27 protein-coding genes are annotated in these 26,516 nt (G+C 66.0%); 20 read left to right on the top strand and 7 right to left on the bottom strand.

The features are described 5' to 3' along the window. Positions 1-28: 28 nt before the first annotated feature. Positions 29-784, bottom strand: a complete 756-nt coding sequence (locus VCS63_RS05650) for a 3-oxoacyl-ACP reductase (RefSeq protein ID WP_063639371.1) — start codon at positions 782-784, stop codon at positions 29-31. Next, on the bottom strand, positions 781-2,508 hold the full coding sequence (locus VCS63_RS05645) for an acetolactate synthase catalytic subunit (RefSeq protein ID WP_323878825.1): 1,728 nt from the start codon (positions 2,506-2,508) through the stop codon (positions 781-783). Before VCS63_RS05645 ends, VCS63_RS05650 begins: the two co-directional genes overlap by 4 nt. A gap of 166 nt (positions 2,509-2,674) precedes the next feature. Between VCS63_RS05645 and VCS63_RS05640 the strand changes: the two genes are divergently transcribed. Beyond that, a complete protein-coding gene (locus VCS63_RS05640) occupies positions 2,675-3,352 on the top strand; it encodes a GntR family transcriptional regulator (protein WP_323878822.1) in 678 nt (225 codons plus the stop codon). A 15-nt stretch (positions 3,353-3,367) separates the two neighbouring features. Here the strand turns inward: VCS63_RS05640 and VCS63_RS05635 are convergent, their stop codons facing one another. Continuing rightward, entirely contained in the window at positions 3,368-4,204 is an 837-nt protein-coding gene (locus VCS63_RS05635; protein WP_063639370.1) for a helix-turn-helix transcriptional regulator, read from the bottom strand. A gap of 115 nt (positions 4,205-4,319) precedes the next feature. On the opposite strand from VCS63_RS05635, the gene VCS63_RS05630 reads away from it, so the two are divergent. Both VCS63_RS05630 and iaaH read left to right on the top strand, forming a co-directional pair. After that, complete coding sequence (locus VCS63_RS05630; protein ID WP_175199937.1) at positions 4,320-5,090, top strand: class I SAM-dependent methyltransferase; 771 nt, start codon at positions 4,320-4,322, stop codon at positions 5,088-5,090. A gap of 91 nt (positions 5,091-5,181) precedes the next feature. Continuing rightward, positions 5,182-6,657, top strand: coding sequence for an indoleacetamide hydrolase (iaaH, locus tag VCS63_RS05625; RefSeq protein ID WP_323878818.1), 1,476 nt, complete (start codon positions 5,182-5,184; stop codon positions 6,655-6,657). A 147-nt stretch (positions 6,658-6,804) separates the two neighbouring features. Here the strand turns inward: iaaH and VCS63_RS05620 are convergent, their stop codons facing one another. Then, a complete protein-coding gene (locus VCS63_RS05620) occupies positions 6,805-7,140 on the bottom strand; it encodes a PsiF family protein (RefSeq protein ID WP_042795465.1) in 336 nt (111 codons plus the stop codon). 360 nt (positions 7,141-7,500) lie between these two features. Here VCS63_RS05620 and VCS63_RS05615 point away from each other — a divergent pair, with 360 nt between their 5' ends. Both VCS63_RS05615 and VCS63_RS05610 read left to right on the top strand, forming a co-directional pair. Next, on the top strand, positions 7,501-7,839 hold the full coding sequence (locus VCS63_RS05615) for an FxLYD domain-containing protein (RefSeq protein WP_323878813.1): 339 nt from the start codon (positions 7,501-7,503) through the stop codon (positions 7,837-7,839). A gap of 187 nt (positions 7,840-8,026) precedes the next feature. Continuing rightward, a complete protein-coding gene (locus tag VCS63_RS05610) occupies positions 8,027-8,677 on the top strand; it encodes a carbonic anhydrase (protein ID WP_323878810.1) in 651 nt (216 codons plus the stop codon). A gap of 48 nt (positions 8,678-8,725) precedes the next feature. Here VCS63_RS05610 and VCS63_RS05605 read toward each other — a convergent pair whose 3' ends face one another. Then, entirely contained in the window at positions 8,726-9,403 is a 678-nt protein-coding gene (locus VCS63_RS05605; RefSeq protein ID WP_042795467.1) for a GntR family transcriptional regulator, read from the bottom strand. Positions 9,404-9,608: 205 nt separating this feature from the next. Here VCS63_RS05605 and VCS63_RS05600 point away from each other — a divergent pair, with 205 nt between their 5' ends. The 11 genes from VCS63_RS05600 (at position 9,609) to VCS63_RS05550 (ending at position 19,683) form a co-directional block, all read left to right on the top strand. Further along, positions 9,609-10,403: an SDR family NAD(P)-dependent oxidoreductase gene (locus tag VCS63_RS05600; RefSeq protein ID WP_323878808.1), complete on the top strand. Its 795-nt coding sequence runs from the start codon at positions 9,609-9,611 to the stop codon at positions 10,401-10,403. Positions 10,404-10,485: 82 nt separating this feature from the next. After that, a complete protein-coding gene (locus tag VCS63_RS05595; protein WP_042795469.1) occupies positions 10,486-11,697 on the top strand; it encodes an ABC transporter substrate-binding protein in 1,212 nt (403 codons plus the stop codon). A gap of 67 nt (positions 11,698-11,764) precedes the next feature. Next, complete coding sequence (locus tag VCS63_RS05590) at positions 11,765-12,667, top strand: branched-chain amino acid ABC transporter permease (protein WP_253636485.1); 903 nt, start codon at positions 11,765-11,767, stop codon at positions 12,665-12,667. After that, the gene (locus VCS63_RS05585) at positions 12,664-13,662 is read left to right on the top strand and encodes a branched-chain amino acid ABC transporter permease (protein ID WP_076817229.1); all 999 of its coding nucleotides are present in this window, start codon (positions 12,664-12,666) and stop codon (positions 13,660-13,662) included. Before VCS63_RS05590 ends, VCS63_RS05585 begins: the two co-directional genes overlap by 4 nt. Continuing rightward, on the top strand, positions 13,659-14,423 hold the full coding sequence (locus VCS63_RS05580; protein ID WP_063960428.1) for an ABC transporter ATP-binding protein: 765 nt from the start codon (positions 13,659-13,661) through the stop codon (positions 14,421-14,423). Before VCS63_RS05585 ends, VCS63_RS05580 begins: the two co-directional genes overlap by 4 nt. Further along, positions 14,416-15,135: an ABC transporter ATP-binding protein gene (locus VCS63_RS05575; protein ID WP_042795472.1), complete on the top strand. Its 720-nt coding sequence runs from the start codon at positions 14,416-14,418 to the stop codon at positions 15,133-15,135. Before VCS63_RS05580 ends, VCS63_RS05575 begins: the two co-directional genes overlap by 8 nt. A 19-nt stretch (positions 15,136-15,154) precedes the next feature. Next, positions 15,155-15,907 carry an SDR family NAD(P)-dependent oxidoreductase gene (locus tag VCS63_RS05570; RefSeq protein WP_278487339.1) on the top strand — a complete coding sequence of 251 codons (753 nt, stop codon included), beginning with the start codon at positions 15,155-15,157 and terminating at the stop codon, positions 15,905-15,907. A 9-nt stretch (positions 15,908-15,916) separates the two neighbouring features. Continuing rightward, positions 15,917-16,645, top strand: coding sequence for an SDR family NAD(P)-dependent oxidoreductase (locus VCS63_RS05565; protein WP_063960430.1), 729 nt, complete (start codon positions 15,917-15,919; stop codon positions 16,643-16,645). 4 nt (positions 16,646-16,649) lie between these two features. Beyond that, positions 16,650-18,356 carry an FAD-dependent oxidoreductase gene (locus tag VCS63_RS05560; RefSeq protein ID WP_323878806.1) on the top strand — a complete coding sequence of 569 codons (1,707 nt, stop codon included), beginning with the start codon at positions 16,650-16,652 and terminating at the stop codon, positions 18,354-18,356. 25 nt (positions 18,357-18,381) lie between these two features. After that, positions 18,382-18,981 carry a glutathione S-transferase gene (locus VCS63_RS05555; protein ID WP_063639361.1) on the top strand — a complete coding sequence of 200 codons (600 nt, stop codon included), beginning with the start codon at positions 18,382-18,384 and terminating at the stop codon, positions 18,979-18,981. A 198-nt stretch (positions 18,982-19,179) separates the two neighbouring features. Continuing rightward, a complete protein-coding gene (locus VCS63_RS05550; RefSeq protein WP_323878804.1) occupies positions 19,180-19,683 on the top strand; it encodes a hypothetical protein in 504 nt (167 codons plus the stop codon). Between the two features lie 63 nt (positions 19,684-19,746). Here the strand turns inward: VCS63_RS05550 and VCS63_RS05545 are convergent, their stop codons facing one another. Beyond that, the gene (locus VCS63_RS05545; protein ID WP_042795478.1) at positions 19,747-21,087 is read right to left on the bottom strand and encodes a DUF3100 domain-containing protein; all 1,341 of its coding nucleotides are present in this window, start codon (positions 21,085-21,087) and stop codon (positions 19,747-19,749) included. A 291-nt stretch (positions 21,088-21,378) separates the two neighbouring features. Between VCS63_RS05545 and VCS63_RS05540 the strand changes: the two genes are divergently transcribed. From VCS63_RS05540 to VCS63_RS05525, 4 genes are all read left to right on the top strand, one after another. Next, positions 21,379-22,314, top strand: a complete 936-nt coding sequence (locus VCS63_RS05540; protein ID WP_042795479.1) for a LysR family transcriptional regulator — start codon at positions 21,379-21,381, stop codon at positions 22,312-22,314. 76 nt (positions 22,315-22,390) lie between these two features. Then, positions 22,391-22,582, top strand: coding sequence for a DUF2970 domain-containing protein (locus tag VCS63_RS05535; RefSeq protein ID WP_042795480.1), 192 nt, complete (start codon positions 22,391-22,393; stop codon positions 22,580-22,582). A gap of 800 nt (positions 22,583-23,382) precedes the next feature. Next, positions 23,383-25,125 carry a nitrite/sulfite reductase gene (locus VCS63_RS05530; RefSeq protein WP_042795481.1) on the top strand — a complete coding sequence of 581 codons (1,743 nt, stop codon included), beginning with the start codon at positions 23,383-23,385 and terminating at the stop codon, positions 25,123-25,125. Beyond that, entirely contained in the window at positions 25,118-25,663 is a 546-nt protein-coding gene (locus VCS63_RS05525) for a DUF934 domain-containing protein (RefSeq protein ID WP_280133354.1), read from the top strand. The genes VCS63_RS05530 and VCS63_RS05525 overlap by 8 nt, the downstream gene beginning before the upstream one ends. On the opposite strand, the gene VCS63_RS05520 is transcribed toward VCS63_RS05525, so the two are convergent. Beyond that, positions 25,660-26,457 (bottom strand): IclR family transcriptional regulator, encoded by a 798-nt coding sequence (locus tag VCS63_RS05520; RefSeq protein ID WP_063639358.1) that lies wholly within the window; start codon positions 26,455-26,457, stop codon positions 25,660-25,662. The genes VCS63_RS05525 and VCS63_RS05520 overlap by 4 nt on opposite strands. Positions 26,458-26,516: the final 59 nt, after the last annotated feature.

Here is a 26,516-nt window from a genome sequence, read left to right as displayed (position 1 = left end):
TGTTGGTTTTTGTATAGGGGCTGCCTGCTCAAGGCATGTAGAAGCCGCCGTTGATATCGAGGATTGCGCCATTGATGAATCCGGCCTCTTCCCCGGCCAGGAAAACCATGGCCGACGCGACTTCCTCGGGAGTGCCCAAACGGCGCACGGGAATCTGCGCCGCGTAGTTTTCGTTCACCGACGGCGCGGCCTGCTGCGCCATCTCCGTCAGGATCCGGCCCGGCGTAATGGCATTGGCGGTAATACCGTGCGGGCCCATCTCCGCCGCGATCGCGCGGGTCAGGCCCAGCACGCCCGCCTTGGAGGCCATGTAGCTGCCGCCGGCTACCAGGGATTTAGCCCGGCCAGCCAGCGAAGACACGTTGACGATGCGCCCCCAACCCTGGTCTCGCATGGCGGGCAACACCATTTGGCATAGCCGGAGTATGGACGTCAGATTGACCTGCAACACGGATTCCCATTCCTGCGGTGTGATGTCCAGAATGCCCGAGGAATTGCCGTCCGCCTGTTTGGGCGAAATGCCAGCGTTGTTCATCAATACCGAAACCGGCCCCCAGGTTTCACGCGCACTTTCCACCAGTGCCTGCATGGCGGGGTAATCGGTCACGTCGGCGCATTCCGTGCGCAGCCGATCGGATGGACCTCCCAGCTTTTGCGCGTCGACACCCTCACGGCTGACCGCCACGACGCGGTAGCCCTTGTCCAATAGAAGACGCGCAACCTCCAGGCCGATGCCGCGTCCCGCGCCGGTTACCAGCGCGACTTTGCTAGGGTCTTTTTTCATGCCTGTTCCGCCGTGAAGAAGGTAATCGGGGGGAACGCGTTTTCGTCGCACATGACTTCGATCAGGGTAGTCAGCTCGGCACGGCGGGCCTCGCGCAGCGCGCCGGCAAGATCAGCCGGCGCCTCGATGCGCACGCCCAGGCAGCCGGCCGCCCGCGCTACCGCAGCATGATCCACGGGGTGGAAATGCACGGCGGACGTATGGGTGCCGAACTTGACGTTTTCGGCATGCTTCTGGAAGCCGAGAATGCCGTTGTTGATCACGACCAGCGTGACCTTGATGCCCATGCGTCTTGCGGTTTCCAGCTCCGACCAGACATGGCCGAAGCCGCCGTCGCCCACGACGCAGACCACGTGCGCGTCCGGCCTGGCTACTTTGGCGCCCATGGCCATGGGGAAGCCCCAACCCAGACCGGCCAAGCCCCGCGGCGTCAGGAAGCGCATGCCCGGCGCCAGGGACGTCAGGTAGTTGGCGATCCAGATGGACGAATAGCTCGCATCCGCCACCACGATCGTGTCCTGGTCCACGTCCTGGCGGATCTCCTCCAGCAGGCGTTCGGGGCGAATCGGTTGTTGGTCGGACAGGCGCACGGCGCGCGATGCTTCCCAGGAGGAAGCGCGGCCGGCCTGAATGGCGGCCTCGAGCCCCGCCCGGCGCGATTGGGCGGCCGACAGGTCGCGGCTGGCAAGCGCGCGCTGCAAGGCCAGCAGCGTTTCCCTCGCGTCTCCCGCCAGGCGCAGCGCTTCGTAATTGCGGCCGATTTCAGCGCCGTCGACATCGATATGGATGTAGCGGGCGTTCTTCGGATAGAGCTTCCAGGAGTCGGTCGCGTTCTGGTTGGTGCGCGAGCCCACCAGCAACACCACGTCGGCATCGGTGATCAACGGGCGCAGGTCGCGACTGGCGCTGTTGGGGCCCATAAAGTAGCCGACCACGCCCAGCGAAAGCGGATGCCGCTCGTCGACGCCGCCCTTGCCCATCACAGTGGTGCCCACCGGCAGATGCGCTGATTCCTGCAAGGCAGCCAGGGCCTGGCTGGCGCCGGACACATGCACACCGCCCCCGGCGATGATCACGGGCCGTTGAGCGCCGGCAAGCAGGTCAGCAGCGGCCTGGACCGCATCATCGGCCGCCACATTGCGGTCCAAGGGGAAATGCCCCAGGTTCGCCTGCCGCTGCGTCGCCGCCGCGGCCTCGGTCAGCAGATCCGCGGGCAGCATCAGCGCGACCGGCCCCGGCCGGCCAGAGCAGGCAATCGCGAATGCCTGGTCCACGTAGTCCTCGACCCGCGAGGCCTCGGTGACACGGCGTACCCACTTGGTGCAGGACGAGAACAAGCCTAGATGGTCAAACTCCTGGAAAGCGTTCTTGTCGGTCTGATCGCGATTGACATCCTGCACCAGCGCAATCACCGGTATCGATACCTTGAGGGCCTCGGCCAGAGGCGGTACCAGCAGGGTCGCAGCAGGGCCGTTCTGGGCCGTGACGATAGCGGGCTTGCCGGTAATGCGGGCATAGCCGTCCGCCATGTAGCCGCCGGCGTTTTCGCTGCGGTACGCCACTTGGGTCAGGCCGAGCTCTTCGCAAGCCAGGTGCAGCATGCTGGGCAGGCTTTGGCCGAATACATGGGTGACGCCGTGACGGATGAGCGCTTTCGCGATCAGGTGAGCCACCGTGCCATGGTTGGTGAGGCCGGGCGCGGCCAAGGGGTGCAACGTCGACATCTCGTCTCCTGTTTATATTTTATAAAATATAGACGGCGTCTCGAATCGCGGTCAATCATTTTATTTTTTACAAAATATAAATTCGGCGACCGGGGCGACGGTAAAATCAGCCATGCGCGGCCAGCCCCGCGCCGACCCACGCGGCCCGGCCGACCAGGAACACAGAATGACCATGAATTTGGCGCCGATGCAGCGGGAAAACATGACCGCCCGCATCTATCGTGAAATCAAGCAGAAGATCATGATGGGTGAGCTACGGCCCGGCGACACCATTACGCTGCGCTCGATTACCGATACGCTGGGCGTGAGCCAGACGCCCGTGCGCGAGGCCTTGCTGCAACTGGTGTCCGAACGCGCGCTCACGCTCAGCCCAGGCAAATCGGTCAAAGTGCCTGAACTTACCGTGGCCCAGCTACAGGAACTGCGCAGCATCCGCCTGGAACTGGAGTGCTTCGCCGCCCGTCGCGCCGTGCCTCACGCAACCCCGGCGCTGATCGCCGAACTGCGCGGCATCCATGCCAGCCTGATGGATAGCCGCAAGCAACAACTGATGGCCCCGGTACTGGCCCGGAACTTCGATTTCCACTTCGCGCTGTACTCGGCCGCGCAGATGCCGCATCTGCTGTTCATGATCGAGAATCTATGGGTGCAGACGGCTTCATACCTGTCGTACCTCTATACCCCGCCCTTCCCTGTCCTGCCCAACGGACATCCGCACGAAGGCATCATCGCGGCCTTGGAAGCTGGCGATACCGAGGCCGTCGTGCGTGAAATCCGCCGCGATATCGAAGGCCATGGCGAATTCCTGATCCGCTATCTCACGGAACACGGGCTCGTGAATTAACGCGCCGGCAAATGCCTAGCCGGCATCCGCGGGTTCCGCGCCCGCTCCCAGCAACATCACCAGTTTCAGATCCGGGTGCGTCGCGAGCCGGAACGTGATCTGCTGGTAGGCGAGCTTGCCACGGCGCGGATGCTGGAATTCGCGCAGGCCGCCTTCGCGCTCCACCACGGCATGTCGCGTCCACCAATGCGCAAACACCGGGCTCTGCCGGTTCAGGTTGTCCAGCAGCGCCAGCACCGCCGACTCATCCAGGTGCGCGCCGGCATCGGCGCGAAACTCCGCCACCACGCGGCGGGCGCGCTGGTCCCAGTCCACCACCAACTCGCGCGCGGCGGGATCCAGGAAGATGTAGCTCAGCAGATTGGGCTCAGCGTCGCGCGCCGGCCAATTGTCGAACAGATCGCGCAGGGGCTCGTTGTAGGCAAGCACGTTCCAGGCGCGGTCCAGCACATACGCCGGGGCATTGATCGCGTTCACGCATTCCTGCAAGGGACCCGGCGCGCCGGCATCGTCGCGCGCGTGCTGCGGATCCGCGCAGTCGGCCAGGTCGAACAGATAGGCACGTTCGGCACGGGCCAGCTGCAACACGCCCGCGATGCGCGACCAGACCGAAGGCGATACCGACACCTCCCGCCCCTGTTCGATCCACGTGTACCAAGTGACGCTGATGCCGCACAGCTGGGCGACTTCTTCGCGCCGCAGCCCAGGGGTGCGGCGGCGCATGCCTTCGGGCAAGCCCGCCATCTGGGGTGTGATGCGTGAACGGGCACTACGCACGAATTCACCGAGCGCCTGGCGGCGCAGGGGAGAACCTTCGTGGCCGGCGGCGGCCGTCTGGGGGGAAGTAGTCATACCAGGATGAGCAATGGGCTTGTACGTGTATGGGCAGCCGCCTATCTTAGCGCCTGGGCCGCCACTTCCAAACGCTTACCCAATCCGTGCCGGGCCCGGCCATCCAAGGACTCCCATGACCTCCACCACCCATGACGCCGCCGTCGACCGCCAATTCAGCCCCCGCGCAACCGCCTACCTGACCAGCGCCGTACACGCCCAGGGCGAAGACCTGCTGCAGATGGCCGACATTGCCGCGCAGCATCCCGAAGCCCGGCTGCTGGACTTGGGCTGTGGCGGCGGCCACGTGAGCTTTCACGTGGCGCCACATGTCAAGCAAGTGACCGCATATGACTTGTCCCAGCAGATGCTGGACGTGGTTGCGGGCGAAGCCGCCAAGCGCGGGCTGGCCAATCTCGCCACGCGCCAGGGCAAGGCCGAGTACCTGCCGTTTGGCGACGGCGAGTTCGACCTGGTGATGTCGCGCTACTCCACCCATCACTGGCAGGACGCCGGGCGCGGCCTGCGCGAAGCCTTTCGCGTGCTGAAGCCAGGCGGCATCGCCGTGTTCGCCGACGTGGTGTCTCCGGGCGAACCGCTGTTGGACACCTGGCTGCAGACCATCGAAGTGCTGCGCGACACCTCGCACGTGCGCGACTACTCGGTCGCCGAATGGACCCGCATGCTGACCGAGGCCGGCTTCACTTTGCAGGGCCTGGTGCCGCGCCGCCTGCCGCTGGAGTTCCAGTCCTGGGTCACGCGCATGCGTACCCCGGACACGCTGGTCGCGGCGCTGCGCCATATGTTCGGCATCGCGCCAGACGTGGTGCGCACCCACTTCGATGTGCAGGAAGACGCTTCCTTCACCAGCGACACGGCGACCATCGTGGTGAGAAAACCGGGCTGATACGCCGCTGGCGCCGGGACCGCTCGACAGCGTCCCTTCCGACCTGTATAGGTACGGGTTCGTCAGAATCCCGCACAGGTAAGGAAGCGCCATGTCCGATACGTCCAAACAGCCTCTATCCGCCGCGTCGCTGGCGGACCTGACCGTCGCCGAGGCCGCGGCCCAGATCCGGCAGGGCCGCCTTACCAGCCTTGCGCTGACCCAGGCCTGCCTGGATCGCATCGCCGCCCGGGAAGATCTCAACGCCTTCATCACCGTGGACCGCGAGGGTGCGCTGGCCCAGGCCCGCGCCAGCGATGCGGCCAGGGGCCAGGCGAGCCAGGCCGCGCTGCCGTTGGCCGGCGTGCCCATCGCCATCAAGGACAATATCCATGTCGCCGGCCTGCCCAATACGGCAGGCACGCCCGCCTTGAAAAACTTCCGGCCAGCCCAGGACGCGCCGGTCGTTTGCCGCCTGCGCGAGGCAGGCGCCGTCATCGTGGGCAAGACCAACATGCATGAACTGGCGTTCGGCGTGTCGGGCTACAACACCGCTTTCCCCGGCACGCGCGGCGAGGGCACGCGCAACGCATACGACGCCAGCCTGATCGCCGGCGGCTCATCCTCGGGCAGCGGCGCTGCCGTGGGCGCGCGCCTGACGCCGGCCGCGCTCGGCACGGACACGGGCGCATCGGTGCGCCTGCCGGCGGCGGTCAACGGCGCGGTGGGGTTTCGCCCCTCCGTCGGGCGCTATGACGGCGCCGGCATTACGCCCATCTCGCATACCCGCGACACACCTGGGCCCATCGCCAACAGCATGGACGACATCGTGCTGCTGGATGCCGTGCTGACGGGTGACCACCAGCCCCTGACCGCGCTGCCGCTTACAAGCATGCGCCTGGGCCTGTGCGGCTATTTCTGGAAAGACCTGGACCCACAGGTACAGGACGTGATGGACGCCGCGCTCGCCAAGCTGCGCGCGGCCGGCGTGCAACTGGTGGAGCTGGATATGCCCGGCCTGGAGGCCAGCAACGCCGCGGTGGGCATGCCTGTCTGCCTGTACGAGCAGAAAGCCGATCTGACGGACTATCTCAGCCGCTATGGAACCGGAGTCACTTTTGAGCAAGTCGTCGCGCAGATATCCAGCGCGGACGTCAAAGGAATCTTTGAAGGGCTGATCGTGCCCGGCGTGCTTCCCCTGCCCACGGGCGAAGTGCTGCCGTTGCAACCCCAGTATGAACGCGCCATGGCGACGCACCGCGACGAACTTATCAACGTGTACCGCCGGGCATTCCAGGACCATGCCCTTGACGGCCTGCTGTTTCCGACCGTGCCGATCCCGCCCATGGCCGCGACGCCGGACGCCAGCAGCTTCGAGAGCTTCGGCCGCCTGGCGCGCAACGTCGATCCCGGCAGCAACGCCGGCCTGCCCGGGCTGAGCGTGCCCGCGGGCTTGTCGGCGCAAGGGCTGCCGGTAGGACTGGAGGTCGACGGATTGCCGGGCGAGGACCGCAAGGTGCTGGCGGTCGGTCTGGCGCTGGAAGGCGTGCTGGGCCGGCTGCAAGGGCCCGGGCGCTCGGGCGGTTGAAGGATTGAGCGCCGCGCGCGGCAACTGCATGAAAAAGCGCCAGCCGTTGCTACAGGCTGGCGTCTTTTGGGGTGGAGTTATGGCTTGAGCACGCTGGGAAACCGGACGCTTGCCCCGGGCCTCAGGCGCTATGCCGCTCTCGAGGTGTCAGCCTTTCAGGCAGGTGCTCATGAAGGTTTTGCGCTTGTCGCCCGTGAGCTGCTGCGACGTAGCCTTGGCGTTGCAGTCCTTCATTTTCTGCTGCTGCGGCGTGAGTTCCTTGGCCGGCGCGGCAGTTTCGCCCTTCAGGCAGCTGCTCATGTAGGTCTTGCGCTCATCCCCCTTCTTGCCTTCCGCCGACTTGTTGCAATCGGCCATGCGCTGCTGCTGCGGCGTGGGCGTCTTTGCGGGGGCAGGCGCTGCGGGGGTTTGGGCAAGGGCTGCCCCGGCGAAACAAGCGGTCAACAGAAAGGCCGAGGCCAATTGGCTGGTACGGGAAAGCATGGGTTCCTCCCTTGGCGCCCGCGCGCCTGGATTCAGTCGCAAAGGCGGGCCGCACGATCCGCCGGCCCAATCGCCGGCCCGGTCATGATCGAACAATCCAGACGCCTTCGCAAGAGCGCGGAAAGTCAAGAATCGCCAAGGCCTTACGGGGCCCTGAACCGCTTGGCGGCTTCCCCCTCTGCAAGCCCGACCCGCTGGCGAATTTGCGACCAATCAGAGCAACCTGTTACCCATTCATCCCTTTGCCCCGTTGTGCGCCGGACGCGAAAGGTGTGAGATAAGCATGCCTCAACCCAGAGATGGCGATGACCGCCCTGCAGGCGCCCGGCGCCCGACAGCGCGGCAGTACAGGAGACCATGATGAAACTTGCCCTAGCTTCGTTCGCGCTGCTTGCGGGCCTGTCCGGCGCCGCCGCCGCGCAGAGCCTGGTCTATGGCGTCACGCTGGGCAATGTCCAGGCCGTGCGCGACGTCAACCAGAATATGTCGGCCATCACCGGTCTGCTGTCCAATCAATCCACCCGGCACATCAACAGCGCCATGCTGACTTTCGTGCTGTACGACGCGCAGAACCGCGAGATCGGACGCGTGCGCGACGATGTTGTCGGCCCGCTGGCGCCCGGGCAGATCAAGCAGATCCGGGCCGTCACCCCGTTGCAATTCACCCGCGTCACCGCGTTGGACGTCGACGCCCGCTAGGCTTTCCTTTACGGCCTGCCCGCCGGAAAAAACCCTGATTACTTCAGGGTTTAGACAGCGTGGCGCAAGGTCAAATATGGGAAAATTCGGTTTGTCGACTCAATAAAAGGGGCTTCCACACGAAGCCCCTTGTTGCGTGCGCCGACGCGCCAGCACGCCTGGCTCCAGCTACGAGGAAGAAAAGATCATGTTTCCAAAAAGACTTACCGAAGGCTATCAATCTTTCCTGGGGGGCCGTTTCCCTTCAGAAAGCAGCCGATACCAGAAGCTGGCCGAATCGGGACAAAACCCGGAAATCCTGATCATCGGGTGCTGCGACTCCCGCGTGTCGCCTGAAGTCATCTTCGACGCCGGGCCCGGCGAAATGTTCGTCGTGCGTAACGTCGCGAATCTGGTCCCGCCCTGTGACCCGGATTCGGAATCCTCATACCACGGCACCAGCGCCGCGATCGAATTCGCGGTCAACGGCCTGAACGTGAAACACATCGTCGTGCTGGGACATGCGTCCTGCGGCGGTATCCGCTCCTTCTTCGACGACGCCAAGCCCCTGACCAAGGGCGATTTCATCGGCAAGTGGATGTCGCAGATCGAACCCGTGGCCGAACGCCTGGGTCCCGGCACGGGCGACCGCCAAGCCAACCTGAAGCGTCTGGAACTGGCCGTGGTCGAACACAGCCTGAACAACCTGATGACCTTCCCGTCCATCCGCCGCCGCGTGGAAAAGGGCGATCTGGAACTGCACGGCACCTACTTCGGCGTGGCCACCGGCCTGCTATACCTGCGCGACCCCGCCACTGGCGAATTCCAGCCCTGCCTGGAAGCGCCGGCAGCTGGCTAGACGCGGCCGGCCAGGCGCGGCCGGCTAGGCGCGGCCGGCCAGGCTGCCTCATACCCGGTACGCCTGCGCCAGCCTTTCGTAGTTGTTCTTCAGGATGATGCCCGCGTAATACACGTGTTCGCGCATCAGGTCCTCGGCCCGCGCGCCGTCGCGGGCGATGATCGCATTGACGATGCGGTGATGGTCGTCGTGCGATCGCAAGATGATCCCGTGGTCCTCCCACAGGATGATCCGGTCCGACGCGTAGGGGATGGCCTGCGCCTGCGTCGCAAAACGCCGCACCCAGGGGTTGCCTGCCGCTTCCAGGATGCCGTTGTGCAGGGTGATGTTCACCTGCTGGTACGGCAGATGATCCTCGGCCAGCAATACTCCCTTGCCCAGGATCCGATCCCCCTCGTCCAGGCAGTTCTTCAATACCGCGACGGCATCGTTCGATAACCCGCGCATGGCGGCCTGGCGACAGGCCAGCCCTTCCAGCGCCGCGCGCACCTCGTAGGCCGCCACGATTTCACCGATGTCGTACGCACGCACCGTATAGCCGCGCTTGGGCAGATGCTCCAGCAAACCCTCGTTGCCCAGCGTGGCCAACGCGGCGCGCACCGGCGTGCGCGACACCCCCAGTTTTTCCGCCAGCGGGATTTCTTCCAGGCGGGCGCCAGGGCTGAACTTGCCGTGCAGCACCCAGTCCCGCAGCGTGTCGGTAACGTGTTGAGATAGCGTGTCCATAGCGGCATTGTATACATGAAGAATACATACAGCGCTAGAACGCAATGTGAATTTCGGAACATCTCCGTAAAACACGATGTAAATCAAGCGACACCGAGGGTAAGCCCCTATACCTGCACCACACCCATGTATACATAATCGCAAAAAATTCAACACCGCGGCCATGTCCCACCCCTAGGCGGACAGCACGCTATCAGGAGACAGCATGTCCAATGTATCCACGCCGGCCAGCACGGCACCGGCCTCCCGCCTTGCGCTCGTCACGGGCGGCGGCGGCGGCATAGGCGCTCGCATTTGCCATGAGCTGGCGCGCGCCGGCCTGCGCGTCGTGGTTTCGGATCTGGACGCGGAGCGCGCTCGCCGCGTGGCAGATGGACTGGGCGCCCCGCATGCCTCGCACGCCTTCGACGTCAGCGACGAAGCCTCTGTCGACAACGCCTTCGAGCAGATCGAAGCACAGCATGGCCCTATTGCGGTGCTCGTCAGCGCCGCCGGTCTGCTGCTGTTCCAGGAAAACGGCGAGCGTCCGCTCATCAAGGACACCTCCCTGGACATCTGGGAACGCAGCTTCGCGGTCAACGCGCGTGGCGTCTTTCTTTGCGGCCGCGCGTACCTGCGACGGCGCGAGGCCGCGCCGCTGGCGCACGGCCGCATCGTCACGTTCACCTCGGTGGCGGCGCAACTGGGCGGCTACCGCTCCAGCGCTTCCTACATCGCGGCCAAGTCCGCGGTGCTCGGCCTGACCAAGGCCATGGCGCGCGAATCCGCGCACCTGGGCGTCACCGTCAATGGCATTGCGCCGGGCCTCATCGACACCGACATGCTGCGCAGCACCGTAACCAGCAGCGGGGCCCTGGCCGCCGCAGCGCAAGCCATTCCACTGGGCCGCATCGGCACGGTGGACGACGTGGCCGCGGCCGTGCGCTTCCTGGCATCCGAGGAAGCCGGCTACATCACCGGCAGCGTCATCGACGTCAACGGCGGCTACCGCATGCAGTAAGGCTCTCCGGCGGCCAGGCCGGCAACGCAGCAAAGCGCCACGCACAAACAAAGGCGCGCACTAAAAAGAACGGGAGACAAAGATGAAGAATCGCAGTCGCTACGCAGCCGCCGCGCTGTGCGCATGGGCGCTGAGCACCGGCGCGCACGCGCAGCAGGAACCAGGCATCACCGACAAAACCATCAAGATCGGCCTCTTCGCGCCGCTGTCCGGCAGCGGCATGGCCTATGGTTTCGACGTGTTGAACGCCGCCAAGATGTGGTACGCCAAGGTCAACAAGGAAGGCGGCGTGCATGGCCGCCAGATCGAGCTGGTGATCGAGGATGACCGCTGCAATGCCAACGACCTGGTTGCCGCGGTCAAGAAGCTGAACGAACAGGACAAGGTCTTCCTGTTGAACGGCGGATCCTGCTCGGCCGCGGTAGTGGCCTCGCGCGAATATGTCGAGCGCGAAAAGGTTCCGCTCGTCATGCTCAACGCATCGGGCGACGGCGCGCTTTATCCGCCATCCAAATACATCTATGGCGCGTTCTCGATTTCGCAGCACGCCGTCGGCGGCTCGATGGTGCAGTTCGCCGCCGAGCAACTGAAGGCCAAGAAAATCGGCTACATCAACCATGACGACGCCTATGGCGGCTGGAACCTGGAAGCCGCGCAGGCCCAGGTCAAGCAGCTGGGGGAAGTGGCCCTGCAAGTCCAGTCGGTGAATCCCAATATCACCGACGTGACCGCGCCCATGCTGAAGATCCGCGCGGCCAATGCCGACGTGCTGCTGCTGACCACGTATGCCCGTCCGGCCGCGCTCATCATCAAGAAGGCGCAGGAGCTGGGTTGGAACAAGCCCATCGTCCTGGCGGTAAACGGCACGGCCGACCTGAAGCAATTGGTCGAAAACGTCGGCAACAAGGACGCCTTCAAGAACGTCTACATCCAGGAAGTCCTGTCCGACATGCCGGGCGGCGCCAAGCTGAGCTGGGTGTATGACATGTACAAGCAGGCCTACCCCGACCTGGCCGCCAAGCCGGGGCATCCGCAGACCTACATGCCCTACGGCCTGCCGCCGGCCATGGCGGTGGTCAACGCGCTGAAGGCCGCCGGCCCGCAGCCCACGCGTGAAAAAGTCCTGCAGGCGCTTGAAACCATGAAGTTCGACTCCGGCGTCATGGCAGGCCCGATCGAGTTTGGCCCGAATGACCGTGCCGCGCAGGAATCCGCCATCTACATCAAGTTCGACGGCACCAACATGTCGCTCGTGCCCGGCGCCTTCAAGAGCGTCTGGCAGTACCAGAAGTAAACCAGCGGCCCGCGACGGGTCTGGCCCGCGCGCTGGCGCAGCAGCGCGCGGGCTGCCGGAGAACATCATGAGCTTTGCCGATATCTGGCTGTTCCTGCAGCAGGGGGTGCTGTCGGGACTGGTGACGGGCAGCGTGTACGCGCTGCTGGCAGTCGCCGTAGTGATTATTTTCAAAACCACCGACGTACCCAATTTCGCCCAGGGCGAAATCTTCATGGTCGGCGGCTACATCGCCCTTTTTCTTACCCTGGTAATGGGCTGGCCCTACCTGGTCGTGATTCCCATCACGCTCGTAGCGGTGGCCGTCTTGTCCGGCCTCTTCCAGCGCGTCGTCATGGAACGCGTCATCGCTTCCAAGGGAGTGGGCGTGCAAATGGTGATCGCCACCCTGGGCCTGGCCTATGCGCTGAAAGGCCTGGTGCGCCAGACCGGCCTGGGCGACACGCCGCGCTCGCTGCCGCCGCTGGCCTCGACCGACGCCATCATCATCGGCGACGCGGTGCTGACCCAGCTCGACCTGGTGATCTTCGCGGTCGCCGTGGCGGTCATGCTGCTGCTCTTCGGCATGTTCACCTACACCCGCGTGGGACGCGCCATGCGCGCAGTCGGCATGAATCCCAAAGCCGCCCGGCTGGTGGGCGTGAACCTGACTCGCATCCGCATGCTGGTATGGGCGCTGGCCGGGCTGATCTCCGCGGTCGCGGCGCTGCTCATCACGCCGAAGATCCTCATCACCCCAGACATCGGCCACATCGCCATCCTGGCGTATGCCGCCGCCATCGTGGGAGGCATCACAAGCCTGCCCGGCGCGGTGGTGGGCGGGTTCGTGATCGGCGTGGCCGAAAACCTGGTGGGGCTGTTCATTTCTACCAATGCCATCGTGGTCGCGCCCTTCGTCGCCATCATGGTCGTGCTGCTGCTGCGTCCGCAAGGACTGCTGGGCGGAAAACTGCAGGTGAAGAAAGTATGAGCAAGAAAATCGACCATGCGCTGCTGGCGCTGATGGCCGTCGTGCTGGCCATCCTGCCCTTCGCGGCCAGCGGCTATGTCATCTACGTGGTGAACCTGCTGATGGTGTTCGTGGTGCTGGCGCTGGGCCTGCATCTGGTCATCGGCGAAACCGGACAGTTTGCGCTGTCGCACGCGGCCTTCTACGGCGTGGGCATCTATACCGCCGGCCTTATCAACAATCTCTGGCATCCGCCTTTCTTCATTTCCATCATCGCGGGCGGGCTGCTGGCCGCCGCGCTGGGCTATGTGATCGGCGCGCTGGCCCTGCGCATGCGGGACATCTACCTGGCACTGTCGACCTTCGCCTTCGGCGAAGCGATGCAATGGGTTTTCCTGAACTGGCAATCTGTCACCAACGGATCGAACGGATTCCGGATTTCCCCCGCCACGCTGTTCGGCTACGAGCTGGTGTCGGATGCCAAGGCCTATCCCTTTGTCGTGCTGATTGCCGCGTTGCTGCTATGGGCCACCATCGCCCTGTCACGCTCGCAGCTTGGCTCGGCCTTCCGTGCCGTACGGGAAAGCGATGTCGCGGCCCAGGCCATGGGCGTGAACATCAACGCCATCAAGCGCACCGCCTTTACCCTGTCCGCCGCTTATGCCGGCATCGCCGGCGGCATGTACACGACCTTCGCCTCCTTCATCCATCCGGAAAGCCTGGGTTTCCAGACCACCATTCTGATCCTGACCATGGTGGTGGTCGGCGGCATCGGTTCGGTGCGCGGCGCCATCGCCGGCGCGCTGGTCTTCGGCCTGATATCCGAACTGCTGCGCCAGGCGCTGTCGTTCCAGGAAATCATCTACGGCTTCATCCTGATGGGCTTCATGATGTTCGCGCCCAAAGGCCTGTTCGCTGGCCGCGGCGCGCGCGCACGCGCGCCATCTCCCGCCGCGCCTCTGCCCTCGGCATCGCGCCAGGCTGCGGCCAAGCCGACCCAAAGGAGCGCGGCATGAGCAACCATCCCTATCTGGACGTCCAGGGCCTGACCGTGAAGTTTGGCGGCCTCACCGCCATCAACGGCTTGTCGATGCAGGTGGAACGCGGCCGCATCCATGCGCTGATCGGCCCCAATGGCGCGGGCAAGTCCACCACATTCAATTGCATCTCCCGCTACTACCGGCCCAGCAGCGGCAGCATCCTGTTCGATGGCGCGGACATCACCCGCAAGAAGCCGCACGAAATGGCGGCGCTGGGTGTGGCCCGCACCTTCCAGAACCTGGAGCTGTTCGGCGCGCTGACCGTACGCGAGAACGCCCTGCTGGGCACCTATGCGCATGGCGCCGACAGCACCGGGAAACTGCTGCGGCCGGCTGCCGCGCAAACGCGCGAACGGGTCGAGCACCTACTGGAGCGCGTGGGGCTGGCTGATTTCCTCGACACGCCGGCATGCAGCCTGGACTTCGGCCGCCAGAAGATGCTGGAGCTGGCGCGCGCCCTGGCGATATCGCCCAAGCTGCTGTTGCTGGACGAACCGGCGGCTGGCTTGCGCAACCGCGAAATCGAAACGCTGGACCGTCTTCTGAACGAGCTCTGCGAGCGCGACGGCATCACGGTGCTGCTGGTTGAACATGTCATGCAGCTGGTGATGTCGATTTCGCATCGCATCACCGTCATGTCCTTTGGCGAGAAGATCGCCGAAGGCACGCCCGCGGAGGTGCGCAGCAACCCCCGGGTCATTGAAGCCTATCTGGGCAAGGGAGCCGCTGGTGGCTGACTATCTGCTTGAAGTCGACGCGGTATCCGCCGCCTACGGCAACATCCGCGCCTTGCAGGACGTGTCGCTGAAGGTGCCGCAAGGCGCCATCGTTGCGCTGCTGGGTGCCAACGGCGCTGGCAAGTCCACCACGCTCAATGTGATTTCGCGGCTGGTGGCGCCAACCGCGGGCAGCGTGCGTTTCGCCGGAGAACCCATACACCGCCTGCCGGCGGATGCCATCGTGGGGCGCGGCATTGTGCAGGTTCCGGAAGGCCGCGAGATCTTCCGTGAAATGAGCGTGCGCGAAAACCTGGAAATGGGCGCCTACCTGCGCAGCGACCGCGCCGCGGTCAAGCAGGACCTGGAGATGGTGTGCGACACCTTTCCGCGCCTGCGCGAACGCTACGAACAAAAGGCCGCGACGCTGTCCGGCGGCGAGCAGCAGATGCTGGCCACGGGCCGCGCCATGATGGCGCGCCCTCGCATGATCCTGCTGGACGAACCGTCGATGGGGCTGTCGCCGCTGGTGGTGGAGCAGATCTTCGACATCGTGCTGCGGCTCAATCGCGAGCAAGGCATCACCATCCTGCTGGTGGAACAGAACGTGAAGCTGGCGCTGTCGGTGTCCAGCTACGCGTACATCCTCGAGAACGGCGAAATTGCCCTGGAAGGCGAGTCGGCCGCGCTGGCCAGCGACGAAGGCGTGCAGCGCGCCTATCTGGGCGCCTGAGGCGCCGAAAGGACTAATCATGATATCGATGCAAGACAAGCGGGTGCTCGTCACGGGCGCGGGCCGCGGCCTGGGCGCAGCCATTGCGCAAGGCTTTGCCAACCAAGGCGCGGCCGTGATCGTGGCGGATGTGGACGCGGCGCTGGCCGAGGCCACCGCACAGGCCATCCGCGGCGCGGGCGGCAAGGCTTTGCCCGCCGTGCTGGATGTGACGGATGCGGCCGCAGTCCGGGCTTACGCGCAGCGGTCCGCCACCGAGCACGGCAACCTGGACATCCTGGTCAACAATGCCGGCATTTCCGCCCGCGCCCCCTTCGACGATCCGAACACGCCCGAGATCTGGGAGCGCCTGATGAGCGTAAACCTGCAGGGCACCTTCAACGTCACGCACGCTTTTGTCGAGCAGCTGAAGGCCACGCGTGGCGCCATCGTCAACCTGTGCTCCATCGTGGCCTACGGCTGCAGCATCTCAACCGCGGGTTACGTCGTGTCCAAGGGCGGCGTGCGCTCGTTCACCGAGGTGCTGGCGCGTGACTTGGCGCCGCATGGCGTGCGCGTGAACGCCGTGGCCCCCGGTCTGATGGAAACCGAGATGACCGCAGGCCAGCGCGCGCAGGCACAGGGCACGGACTGGTACATGAAGCGCGCCCCCATGGCGCGCGCGGGACGGGCCGACGAAATCGTGGGCCCGGTTCTTTTCCTGGCTTCGGACATGGCCAGCTACGTCAACGGCGTAGTGCTGCCCGTGGACGGCGGCTACCTCGCCGTATAAGGACACATCATGGATCTGGGAACGGCATTGGTCACGGGTGGCGCAAGCGGCATGGGCCTTGCGATCGTCGAACGGCTGGCGCGCGACGGCTTTCGCGTCGTCATGGCCGACCGCAACGCGGAGCTGGCCGCAACACAAGCGCAGGCGCTGCAAGCGCAGGGGCTGGACGTGGAATACCGCGTGGTGGACCTGACGGACGAAACCGCTACCCGAGCGCTGGCGCGGTCGCTCGCGCCCCTGGCCGCGCTGGTCAACAACGCCGGACTCTTCGATGAGCGCAAGTTCTTCGAAGTGGACAGCGCCGACTACCGCCGCGCCTTCGACGTGAACCTGCTGGCGGTGGCGACCCTGACACAGGAAGCCGCGCGCGACATGGCGCCGGGCGCCAAGATCGTCAACATCGCATCGCGCGCCTACCTGGGCGCGAAGAATCATCCGCATTACGTGGCATCGAAGGCCGCCCTGGTCGGTTATACGCGCGCCTCGGCCATGGAGCTCGCCCAGCGCGGCATCCTGGTCAACGCCATCGCCCCCGGTCTCATCGATACCCCGCTCTTGCGCAACCTGACGCCCGAGCGCCTGGCGGCCCAGCTGTCCCTGCAGCCCACCGGGCGCGCGGGCCAGCCGCAAGACATCGCCAATGCCGTGTCCTTCCTGGCCGCGCCGCACATGGACTTCATCACCGGCCAGGTCATCTTCGTGGACGGCGGCAAATCGCTGGGCGGCTCGGGAGCATAGGCGCATGGAAGGCATCACTTGGGACAAGGAAGTCGACGCGCTGGTCGTCGGCTCGGGCGCGGGCGGCATGGCCGCGGCGCTGACGGCGCGGGAAGAAGGATTGGACGTGCTGCTGGTGGAGAAGACCGGCCGCATCGGCGGCTCCACGGCGATCTCCGGCGGCGCACTGTGGATTCCCCTGAACGCGCAGAGTGCGGGCGCCGGCCATCCCGACAGCTTCGATCGGGTCTGGACCTATCTGGAGCAAACGGTGGGTGCGGCGGCGCCGGACGACATGAAGCGCGCCTATCTGGAAGCCGGCCCGCGCATGATGGACTACCTGGTGTCGCGCGGCATCCTGGATGTGGCCGCGCGCACAGCCTCGCCCGATTACTACCCCGACCTGCCCGGCGCCGCGATGGGCGGCCGCTCGCTGGATCCACTGGAATTCGACGGCCGCAAGCTGGGCCGGAAGTTCCGTCTGCTGCGCGATCCATTGAAAGAATTCACAGTGCTGGGCGGCATGATGGTCAACATCACCGACGTGCGCCACCTGCTGGGCGCGACGCGTTCGTTCACCGCTTGGCGCCACAGCATGAAACTGGTGCTGCGCTACGCCCTGGACCGCGCCCGCGGCTATCACCGCGGCACCCGGCTGCTACTGGGTAACGCGCTGGCCGCCCAGCTGTTCCACGGCCTGCTGGCGCGCAAGATCGAGTACTGGCTCGACACGCCAGCGCTGACGCTGCACCGTGATGCGAGCGGCCGCGTGCTGGGCGCCGCCGTTCAGCGCAATGGCAAGACGCTGAACATCCGCGCCCGGCGCGGCGTGGTGATGGCCACGGGCGGCTTCCCCTGGGACCCGGAGCGCCGCGCGCAGACCTATCCCAAGCCGACCGATCAGTGGTCGATGTCGCCGCAGGACAATACCGGCGACGGCATCCGGCTATCCGAAGCCGCAGGCGCGGCGCTTGGCACAGGCCATGCCAGCCCGGCGTTCTGGGCGCCAGTCTCCCTGCTGGAATCCCCGGACGGCAAGCGCCTGCATTATCCGCACTTGGTATGGGACCGGGCCAAACCGGGCCTCATTGCGGTAAATGGCGCGGGCAAGCGCTTCGTGAACGAATCGACCTCGTACCATGAGTTCGTGCAGGCCATGTACCGCAGCAATGACACGGTGCCCAGCGTTCCCGCCTTCCTGATCTGCGACCAACGCTTCATCGACACCTGGGGCCTGGGCCTTGCGTTACCGGGAGGCAGGCCGCGCCAGCATCTGATCGATGCCGGCTATCTGCTTAAGGGCGACACGCTGGCGGCGCTGGCCGCCCGGCTGGCCGTGCCCGCCGGTGCCCTGCAGGCCACGGTCGATCGCTACAACGCCCACGCGGCCCAGGGCCGCGACCCGGACTTCGGCAAAGGCTCCACCGCCTACAACCGGTATCTGGGCGATCCGGAGCACGAACCCAATCCCTGCCTCGCACCGCTGGCCGCAGGCCCCTATTACGCAGTCAAGGTGTATCCGGGGGACATCGGCACGGCCTGCGGCATCGCCGCCAGTCCGGATGCCCAGGCGCTGGACGCCCTCGGCGTTCCCATTGCGGGCCTCTATGTGGCCGGCAACGACATGCAGTCCGTGATGGGCGGCGCCTATCCCGGCCCCGGCATCACCCTGGGCCCGGCCCTGACCTTCGGCTGGATTGCTGGACAACATCTGGCCCATGCACAACACTGACGCCTCTCCACCGACAAGGATCCTCATGAAAATCTTCTACTCGCCCGCTTCGCCGTTCGTACGCAAATGCATGGTCATCGCCCATGAACTCGGCCTGGCCGAGCGCATCGAAAAGCTGCCCAGCGCAGCCGGCCCCGTCGCGCGCGACCAGACCATCATCCCCAGCAACCCGCTGGGCCAGGTGCCCACCTTCATCACCGACGACGGCCAAGTCCTCTACGACAGCCGCGTCATCTGCGAATACCTGAACGATCTGGGCGGCGGCGCGCTGTTCCCGGCCGGCCCGGCGCGGTGGCAAGTGCTGACGGAACAATCCATGGCTGACGGCATGCTGGGCGCAGCGCTGCTAGCCCGCTATGAAACCGTGCTGCGTCCCGAAGCCCTGCGCTGGGATGGCTGGTACGAAGGCCAGCTGGGCAAGGTCCGCGACGGCCTCGCGCTGGTGGAGAAGAACGCCGCCGCGCTGGCAGGCCGCCTGGACATCGGCACCATCACCATCGGCTGCGCGCTGGGCTACCTGGATTTCCGCTTCCCCGACCTGGACTGGCGCGCCGGCCACCCGGCCACCGCCGCCTGGTATGAAACCTTCAGCCAGCGTCCGTCGATGCAGGCGACCAAGCCCTGATCCGGTTTGGGCAGGCGCGGGGCCGGGAGAACCCGCCGGGCTCCCTGGCCATCGCCTGCCCGGTACGGCGCGGCCCTTGGGCAGCGTCGCTCGGCCCCCGCCCACGCGGGGGCTTTTTTTCGCCATGATCGTCCCCAGCTGTTACAGTGAATCTGCCGGGCCGGCTGAACCGCCGGCTGTCACTAGAAGGGGTACCGCATGGACGTCGCTGCGATCTCCGCCATCCACCGGGCTGACGCCCCCTACCCGACGCGCTCTGCCGCGCTGGACGCCACGCGGCCGTTTCCTGAAGCCCAGCGCGTCGCCGATGTCCAGGCTGCGCGAGCCGCCGCCGCGCACGCCGCGGCAGCCCTCCGCGAAAGGGACCGCCTGCCGCTGCCCCTGAACGTCTTCAGCGCCCCCAACACGGACGCGCTGCGCGACTTGCATGCAGAATCCCGCATGCGCCGCGCGATAGAAGATTTCACCGCGCCGCCCGATCCCGTGACGCAGCGAGCCGGATCCGCCAATGACCTGGGCACCATCGAAGGCCTGATGCCGCTGCAAGCCTACCGCATCGCCATGGGCAATCCGCAGGTCCAGGAACTGCAGACGGCCGTGGCCGCGAAAGCTGCGGGCCTGGGCATCCCCAAGGTTGCCAACATCGGCGCCACCGAGAACGTCACGGACGACGCCCGGCATCGTCCACGCTTCGCACCCTGAGCAAACAATAAAAAAGCCGCCTGACCACAGGCGGCTTTCTGACATCAAGGCGCAGACACGCGATCAGTGGAAGAATTCCGCGATCATGGTCGCGCCCAGGAAGGTGCCCGCGTTGGCGGCCAGGGACACCACCACGATCTTCCAGCCGAGCTTGCGGAAGGCCGGCAGGTCCTTGAGGATCGACAGGCCGGCCATGGCCAGGATCACGGTCGTGAACGGCAGGAAGTTCACCTTGCCGACCATGGCGATGATCTGGTCCGAGTACGGCAGCACGCCGGGGCAGCCGGCCGTCATGGCGATCAGCGACAGCACGAACACGGCCGGCAGCTTGGGCACCACGCGCAGCACCAGATCCGTGATGACGACCAGCAGGATGATGATGCCCATGCCCGGCAGGGCGTCGGCAAACGGCACGTTGTAGCCCAGGCGGTTGCCCACCAGCGCGAACAGGCCGCAGATGACGTAGGCGGTCAGGCGGTCCCCGAAGCCCATTTTGACGCCATGCGCCGGCGCCTCTTGAGCGGCCGCCTCGTCTTCGGTTGCGATGGCCTCGGCCTTGCCGCGCGAGAAACGGCCCAGGATGGGCTCCAGCTTGCCATACAGGAAGATGGTGGTCGGCAGCGAGATGAAGAGCGTGAAATACACGCCCACCACCGTGGTCAGCAGATTGGCCGCGGCGGCCAGGGCGGCCACCTGGTGCGCGACTTCGGGCGTCTGCTGGGACGCGATCGCACCCACGCCGGCCGCCATCATGCTGCCCGAGCCCACGCCGGCGCCCATGGCGAGCGAACGCGGATCGAAGATGTTCAGGCTGGTGATGAAGCCGGCCATCAGCGCCACGAACAGCGCGCCGATCACGGTCCCCGTGATGTACTCGGCCATCACGCCGCGGCCTTCAGGCGAGTTCATGCCGTAGCGCTCGCCGATGATGGCCAGGCTGGGCTCGCGGCCGACCGAGAAGGTGGCGCCGATGGCTTCGCGCTTGATGCCCAGCAACAAGGCCAACGGCAGGCCGACGGCCATGGTGCCGAAAAAGTGGCCGAACTCCTGGAACACCAGGGCCCAGCCGGCTTCGCGAACCTGCGGCAGGGCACCGCCCACCATCAGGCCCAGCTTGGCCAGGAACGGCAGCAGCGCGTACTGCAGATAGCCGCTGATGCGCGTCTGCATGGCGGTATCGATGCCGAGACCGGCCGGCAGGCGCTGCCCGAAGGCGGCCACGATGGCGCCGATGAAAATAGCCCACAGCATCGGCTGCAAAATGATCTTGCCCGGACCGACGTTGAACGTCGCGCTGCCGATCGCTTCGGAGATGACAACCACCAGCAGGATGGCGGCGAGCATGCGGATGCGCCCGGATAGCGGCATGGAGGGCGCGGCCAGACTGGCGCTGGCGTGAGACATCGGATTCCCCTGATGAACGTGAATAGTCGTCGTGGCTGCCCGCCGCGATCCCGGCCGGCCGGCGCCCGGAAAGGGCGTCGCAACGCGGCGGCGGCGACGGCGCGCGCAGCAGGGGCGATTTTCGCCGGGGGTTCCGCGAGCAACCATGACAGGGCTGGCGCATAAACGTTGCGTAAAATGCAACGGACAGGCTTTTCCAGGGAAAATTTTGCATGATCCCAATTTTGATAAGGGTAAACCCTTATTTTTATCTGTGGATCTGCCGCCGCACTCCTTTCACGGAGCTCCGCCATGGACGAAAAACTCGACGCCCGACGCACTCACTACTTCATGCAGGTCATGAGCCGCGGGTCGGTGCGCGGCGCAGCCGAAGTGCTGGACATGGACCCCTCTGCCGTCAGCCGCGCCATCGCCGCGCTGGAGCGCGATTGCGGGATCGCGTTGTTCGAACGCCGCGGACGCGGCGTGGTCCCGACGGACGCGGGCCACATCCTGGCCCGCTACATCAAGCGCCAGCAAGATATCCAGGAAAGCTTCTTCTCCGAGATCGACAGCCTGCGCAAAGCCGAGCGGGGACATATCGACCTGGTGCTGGGCGAGGGCTTCGTGGAACTGATGTTCGAACGCGTGCTCCCCGGTTACTGGCGCAGCCATCCAGAAGTCACCCTGGATATCGACGTTGCCCGCACTTCCGAGATCGTGCAACGCATCGTCGACGACCGCGCCTATATCGGCCTGGTGTTCCAGCCGCCCAATGATGCCCGGCTGCGCACCCATTACTCGCGCCCCGAACCTATCCGCGCCATCGTCCGCGAGGATCACCCGCTGACCCAACTGCGCCGCCCGCTGTTATTGACCGACCTGGCCGACTATCCCGGCGCGTCAATGCAGGAGGGCTTTGGCGTGCGCCAGCATATCCAGGCCGCGGAAATCAGCGAGCAGGTCAGGCTGCGCAATGTGCTGACCACATCCTCCTTCAAGGCGCTATGGCAGTTCGCCGCCGCCGGCATCGGTTACGCCCTGACGCCCCCCATTGCCGTCACGGCCGACATGCGCACTCAGCGCCTGGCCAGCCTGCCGCTGGCCAATCCCATCCTCAACCAGGGCAGTCTGCATGTCCTGAGCCGCGCCGGCCGCCACGTCTCGCCCGCCGCGCGCGAACTGCTGGACCACATCGTGCGCGGCATCGGCGCCACTGCCGCGCCGGCGACTGATACGGTCGAGTAAGGCGGATCTGCATCTGTTTCCCCGACCTGCGGCAGCCTACATTGGCAGCATCCGCCACCATCCCGGGAGAAACAACATGCTCAGTTTCTTGCGCACGGTCAAATCCGTGCTGTGGGGATTCTTCGGCGTGCGCCGCGGCCGCGGCTACGATGCCGACATTGCCAACAACAAGCCGGCCCCATTGATATTGACGGGGCTGCTGATGGCGCTTTGCCTGGTAGTCATCCTGGTACTGGTCGCCCGCTGGGCGGTAAACGCCGCGTTGTAAGAACGGAAGGCAGCGACCTTCGGAAGAACACCGAAGGCGGCGCAGCCCCCTCAGGAGGCAGCAAGCGCGCAAGGCGCGCGCAGCGTGGGGGCCCCGTCCCGCCGCCGGGCCGCGCCAAGGCGGGACAATCCCCTCGGGGGCAGCAAGCGCGCAAGGCGCGCGCAGCGTGGGGCCCCGTCCCGCCGCCGGGCCGCCCCAAGGCGGCGCAGCCCCCTCAGGAGGCAGCAAGCGCGCAAGGCGCGCGCAGCGTGGGGGACCGTCCCGCCGCCGGGCCGCCCCAAGGCGGCGCAGCCCCCTCAGGAGGCAGCAAGCGCGCAAGGCGCGCGCAGCGTGGGGGACCGTCCCGCCGCCGGGCCGCCCCAAGGCGGCGCAGCCCCCTCAGGAGGCAGCAAGCGCGCAAGGCGCGCGCAGCGTGGGGGACCGTCCCGCCGCCGGGCCGCCCCAAGGCGGGACAGCCCCCTCAGGAGGCAGCAAGCGCGCAAGGCGCGCGCAGCGTGGGGGCCCGTCCCGCCGCCGGGCCGCCCCAAGGCGGGACAGCCCCCTCGGGGGGCAGCAAGCGCGCAAAGCACGCGCAGCGTGGGGGCCCGTCCCGCCGCCGGGCCGCCCCAAGGCGGGACAGCCCCCTCGGGGGGCAGCAAGCGCGCAGGGCGCGCGCAGCGTGGGGGCCTAATTACCTTATTACCAGAATGACTTAGACGCTCGCCACAGCTGCCTGTTACGGTTATGAACCCCTTTCCCCTGCCGCATTGCGCCGGGCGACCGCAGGGGCTCAGACCGAGAAGACTTCAAGGGCAGTAGACATGTACGTGTATGACCCCGTCGACCAGCAGCTAGTCGAGCAACGCGTGGCGCAATTCTCCGACCAGACGCGCCGCTTCCTCGATGGCCAACTAACGGAAGATGAATTCCGTGTTTTGCGCTTGCAGAACGGCCTGTACATCCAGCGCCACGCGCCCATGCTGCGCGTCGCCATCCCCTACGGCATGCTGGCGTCGCGCCAGTTGCGCACGCTGGCGCACATCGCCCGTAAATGGGACCGGGGCTACGGCCATTTCAGCACCCGCCAGAACATCCAGTTCAACTGGCCCAAGCTTGAAGATGTGCCCGCCATCCTGGCCGAGCTTGCCACCGTCCAGATGCATGCCATCCAGACCAGCGGCAATTGCATCCGCAACACCACCACCGACCACTTCGCCGGCGTCGCGCCGGACGAGCTGGTGGATCCGCTGGTGTGGTGCGAGATCATCCGCCAATGGTCCACGTTGCATCCCGAGTTCGCGTTCCTGCCGCGCAAATTCAAGATCGCCGTAAGCGGCGCGGTGCAGGATCGCGCGGCCGTGGGCGTGCATGACATCGGCCTGCAGGCCGTCGAACGCGACGGGAAGCTGGGCTTTCGCGTCTGGGTGGGCGGCGGCCTGGGCCGCACGCCCATCGTGGGCAAGCTGATCAATCCCTTTGTCGAATGGCAAGACCTGCTGACCTATCTGCAGGCTGCGCTGCGCGTCTACAACCTGCACGGCCGCCGCGACAACAAGTACAAGGCGCGCATCAAGATCCTGGTCAAGGACCTGACGCCGGAAGTCTATGCGCAGCAGGTGGATGAACAGTGGCAGCTCATCAAGGGCGGCCCGGACACCATCACCCAGGAGTTTGTCGACGGCATCCGGGCCCGTTTCGTCTGGCCGCAATACGACGCCGCCGCCGCGCAGGACGTCGACAACACCGCTGCGCTGGCTGCCGCCGATCCGCGCTTTGCGCGCTGGCTGCGCACCAACGTGCATCCGCACAAAGTGGCCGGCTATGCCGCCGTTACCGTGTCGCTCAAGCCCACCGGCGTGCCGCCGGGCGACATTACCGCCGACCAGATGGACGCGGTGGCCGACCTGGCCGACGACTACGGTTTCGGCGAGCTGCGCGTCTCGCACGAGCAGAACCTGATCCTGGCCGACGTGCGCCGCGCCCGCCTGCACGAGCTGTGGGTCGCGCTGCAGGAACTGAACCTGGCCACGCCCAATATCGGCTTGCTGACCAACATCATCGCCTGTCCGGGCGGGGACTTCTGCGCGCTGGCCAATGCCGTCTCCATTCCCGTGGCCGAGGCCATCCAGCGCCAATTCGACAATCTCGACTACCTGTTTGAAATCGGCGAACTGGACCTGAACATCTCGGGCTGCATCAACTCCTGCGGCCACCATCACGTGGGTCATATCGGCATCCTCGGAGTCGATAAGGCCGGCGAAGAGTGGTATCAGGTCACCATCGGCGGACGCCAGAATGGCGCTGCCAAGCCGCTGCCCGATATCGAATCCACACGCGGCGGCGGCGCCGCGATCGGACGCATCATCGGCCCGTCGTTCGCGCGCGACCAGGTCGCCGGCGTGGTGGACCGCCTGATCCGCACCTATCTGGGCCTGCGCGACAGCGAAGAAGAACGCTTCATCGACGTCGTGGACCGTGTCGGCATCGACCCCTTCAAGCAGGACGTCTACTCCGATCCCGCCTTCGCCAAACCCACGCAACACGCCGAGGCCGCCCATGTCTGAAATCTATCCGCACGACGCGCCCGGCCCGCACCTGATCCGCAACGGCCGCCTGGAAGCCGACACCTCGCGTCTTTTCACGCCGGAACCCGAGGTCCCCGCCGAAGGCCAGGTGCCGAGTGACACGCCGGGCTGGGTCGTGCCGCTGGCCACCTGGAAGGCCTCGCGCGCCACGCTGCGCCGCCATCGGCATCCTGTGGCCGTCCAGCTGGAATCCGACGCCGACCTGCGCGATCTGGCCGAGGCCGACGGCACGCTGGATCCCACCGGCATCGCCTTCATCGCCGTGGATTTCCCGGTCTACACGGACGGCCGGGGCTATTCGCTGGCGCAACTGCTGCGCACGCGCTACCAGTGGCAAGGCGAGCTGCGCGCGGTCGGAGACGTGATGATCGACACCATCCACTACCAGGCGCGCGTGGGCTTCGACAGCTTCCTGGTCAAGCCCGGCCACGATCCTCACAAGGCACTGGAAGCCTTCAAGACCTTCACGGTCCACTACCAGAAGACCTACCGCGTGCCGACCGCGGCAGCCGCCTAGGCGGCGGGAAACCCCGGCAGCGCCCAGCGTTGCGTCCTGATCTCATCCTGGGCCAGCTGGGCTCGGATGAGGTCGGCGATATTGTGCTGGCGCGCCGCCTGCATGCGGCTGATCAGGCTGGACACGCTGACGGCCAGACGCGGATACCCGCCCGCGTCGCACAGGGCCACCCCCACGCCCAACACGCCCGGCACGGCCGCGTTGCCCACCACGGACCAGCCGCGGTTGCGCGTGTTCTCCACCAGGCGCCGCATCTGCGCAACCGTCATGCCGCCATAGGCACGCAGCGCTTGTTCATTCTGTGCAATCACCTCGTCCGATTCGCCTGGCGGCAACGCCGCCAATAGCGCCAGCCCGGCCGCGCCAACGCCCAACGGCTGGCGGTGCCCCACCGTGACCGCCAGCACCTGCACGGGGTAATTGCCCACTTCGCGATGCAGGCAGAGCGAATCGTTCCCGGCGCGGCAGATGAGAAATGCGGAATCGCCGCTGATATCGCTGATCTGGCGCAGTACCGGCCGCAGGCCTCGCACCGCCTGCGCATGCGGGTCGCCCGCCATCATTACGCCCAGCTCGGCAACGCGCCAGCGCGGCGCGTCGGACTCGCGCAAGGCGTAACCCTCCTGCACCAATACATCGAGATAGCGATAGGCGGTGCTGCGCTGCATGCCCGCTGCGCGCGCGATGTCGACGACGTGCATGCCGGCCGCCCCCGCCTGTCGCAGCACGCCCAGCACGCGCAGCCCGCGGCGCAACACGCGCGGCCCCGATTCTTCGGATTCTGGCTTGTTCAATTTTTGGACAGATTGCGTTGATGAGGCCTCTATCAAAGCCCAATATGAAGCCGGACAGA

The sequence above is a fragment of the Achromobacter sp. D10 genome, from assembly GCF_035282245.1.
In the GTDB taxonomy this organism is placed as follows: Bacteria; Pseudomonadota; Gammaproteobacteria; order Burkholderiales; family Burkholderiaceae_B; genus Achromobacter; species Achromobacter insolitus.
Note: the sequence above shows the minus strand (reverse complement) of the source record. Positions and strands in the feature narration are given on the sequence as shown.

Excerpts from the sequence above, each read along its gene's own strand:
- VCS63_RS05600 (WP_323878808.1), top strand. The coding sequence starts at position 9,609 with ATGTCCAATGTATCCACGCCGGCCAGCACGGCACCGGCCTCCCGCCTT.
- VCS63_RS05640 (WP_323878822.1), top strand. The coding sequence starts at position 2,675 with ATGACCATGAATTTGGCGCCGATGCAGCGGGAAAACATGACCGCCCGC.
- VCS63_RS05595 (WP_042795469.1), top strand. The coding sequence starts at position 10,486 with ATGAAGAATCGCAGTCGCTACGCAGCCGCCGCGCTGTGCGCATGGGCG.
- VCS63_RS05570 (WP_278487339.1), top strand. The coding sequence starts at position 15,155 with ATGATATCGATGCAAGACAAGCGGGTGCTCGTCACGGGCGCGGGCCGC.
- VCS63_RS05530 (WP_042795481.1), top strand. The coding sequence starts at position 23,383 with ATGTACGTGTATGACCCCGTCGACCAGCAGCTAGTCGAGCAACGCGTG.
- VCS63_RS05645 (WP_323878825.1), bottom strand. The coding sequence starts at position 2,508 with ATGTCGACGTTGCACCCCTTGGCCGCGCCCGGCCTCACCAACCATGGC.
- VCS63_RS05555 (WP_063639361.1), top strand. The coding sequence starts at position 18,382 with ATGAAAATCTTCTACTCGCCCGCTTCGCCGTTCGTACGCAAATGCATG.
- iaaH (WP_323878818.1), top strand. The coding sequence starts at position 5,182 with ATGTCCGATACGTCCAAACAGCCTCTATCCGCCGCGTCGCTGGCGGAC.
- VCS63_RS05635 (WP_063639370.1), bottom strand. The coding sequence starts at position 4,204 with ATGACTACTTCCCCCCAGACGGCCGCCGCCGGCCACGAAGGTTCTCCC.
- VCS63_RS05545 (WP_042795478.1), bottom strand. The coding sequence starts at position 21,087 with ATGTCTCACGCCAGCGCCAGTCTGGCCGCGCCCTCCATGCCGCTATCC.
- VCS63_RS05650 (WP_063639371.1), bottom strand. The coding sequence starts at position 784 with ATGAAAAAAGACCCTAGCAAAGTCGCGCTGGTAACCGGCGCGGGACGC.
- VCS63_RS05610 (WP_323878810.1), top strand. The coding sequence starts at position 8,027 with ATGTTTCCAAAAAGACTTACCGAAGGCTATCAATCTTTCCTGGGGGGC.
- VCS63_RS05615 (WP_323878813.1), top strand. The coding sequence starts at position 7,501 with ATGAAACTTGCCCTAGCTTCGTTCGCGCTGCTTGCGGGCCTGTCCGGC.
- VCS63_RS05525 (WP_280133354.1), top strand. The coding sequence starts at position 25,118 with ATGTCTGAAATCTATCCGCACGACGCGCCCGGCCCGCACCTGATCCGC.
- VCS63_RS05560 (WP_323878806.1), top strand. The coding sequence starts at position 16,650 with ATGGAAGGCATCACTTGGGACAAGGAAGTCGACGCGCTGGTCGTCGGC.
- VCS63_RS05585 (WP_076817229.1), top strand. The coding sequence starts at position 12,664 with ATGAGCAAGAAAATCGACCATGCGCTGCTGGCGCTGATGGCCGTCGTG.
- VCS63_RS05605 (WP_042795467.1), bottom strand. The coding sequence starts at position 9,403 with ATGGACACGCTATCTCAACACGTTACCGACACGCTGCGGGACTGGGTG.
- VCS63_RS05590 (WP_253636485.1), top strand. The coding sequence starts at position 11,765 with ATGAGCTTTGCCGATATCTGGCTGTTCCTGCAGCAGGGGGTGCTGTCG.
- VCS63_RS05535 (WP_042795480.1), top strand. The coding sequence starts at position 22,391 with ATGCTCAGTTTCTTGCGCACGGTCAAATCCGTGCTGTGGGGATTCTTC.
- VCS63_RS05580 (WP_063960428.1), top strand. The coding sequence starts at position 13,659 with ATGAGCAACCATCCCTATCTGGACGTCCAGGGCCTGACCGTGAAGTTT.
- VCS63_RS05630 (WP_175199937.1), top strand. The coding sequence starts at position 4,320 with ATGACCTCCACCACCCATGACGCCGCCGTCGACCGCCAATTCAGCCCC.
- VCS63_RS05550 (WP_323878804.1), top strand. The coding sequence starts at position 19,180 with ATGGACGTCGCTGCGATCTCCGCCATCCACCGGGCTGACGCCCCCTAC.
- VCS63_RS05620 (WP_042795465.1), bottom strand. The coding sequence starts at position 7,140 with ATGCTTTCCCGTACCAGCCAATTGGCCTCGGCCTTTCTGTTGACCGCT.
- VCS63_RS05565 (WP_063960430.1), top strand. The coding sequence starts at position 15,917 with ATGGATCTGGGAACGGCATTGGTCACGGGTGGCGCAAGCGGCATGGGC.
- VCS63_RS05540 (WP_042795479.1), top strand. The coding sequence starts at position 21,379 with ATGGACGAAAAACTCGACGCCCGACGCACTCACTACTTCATGCAGGTC.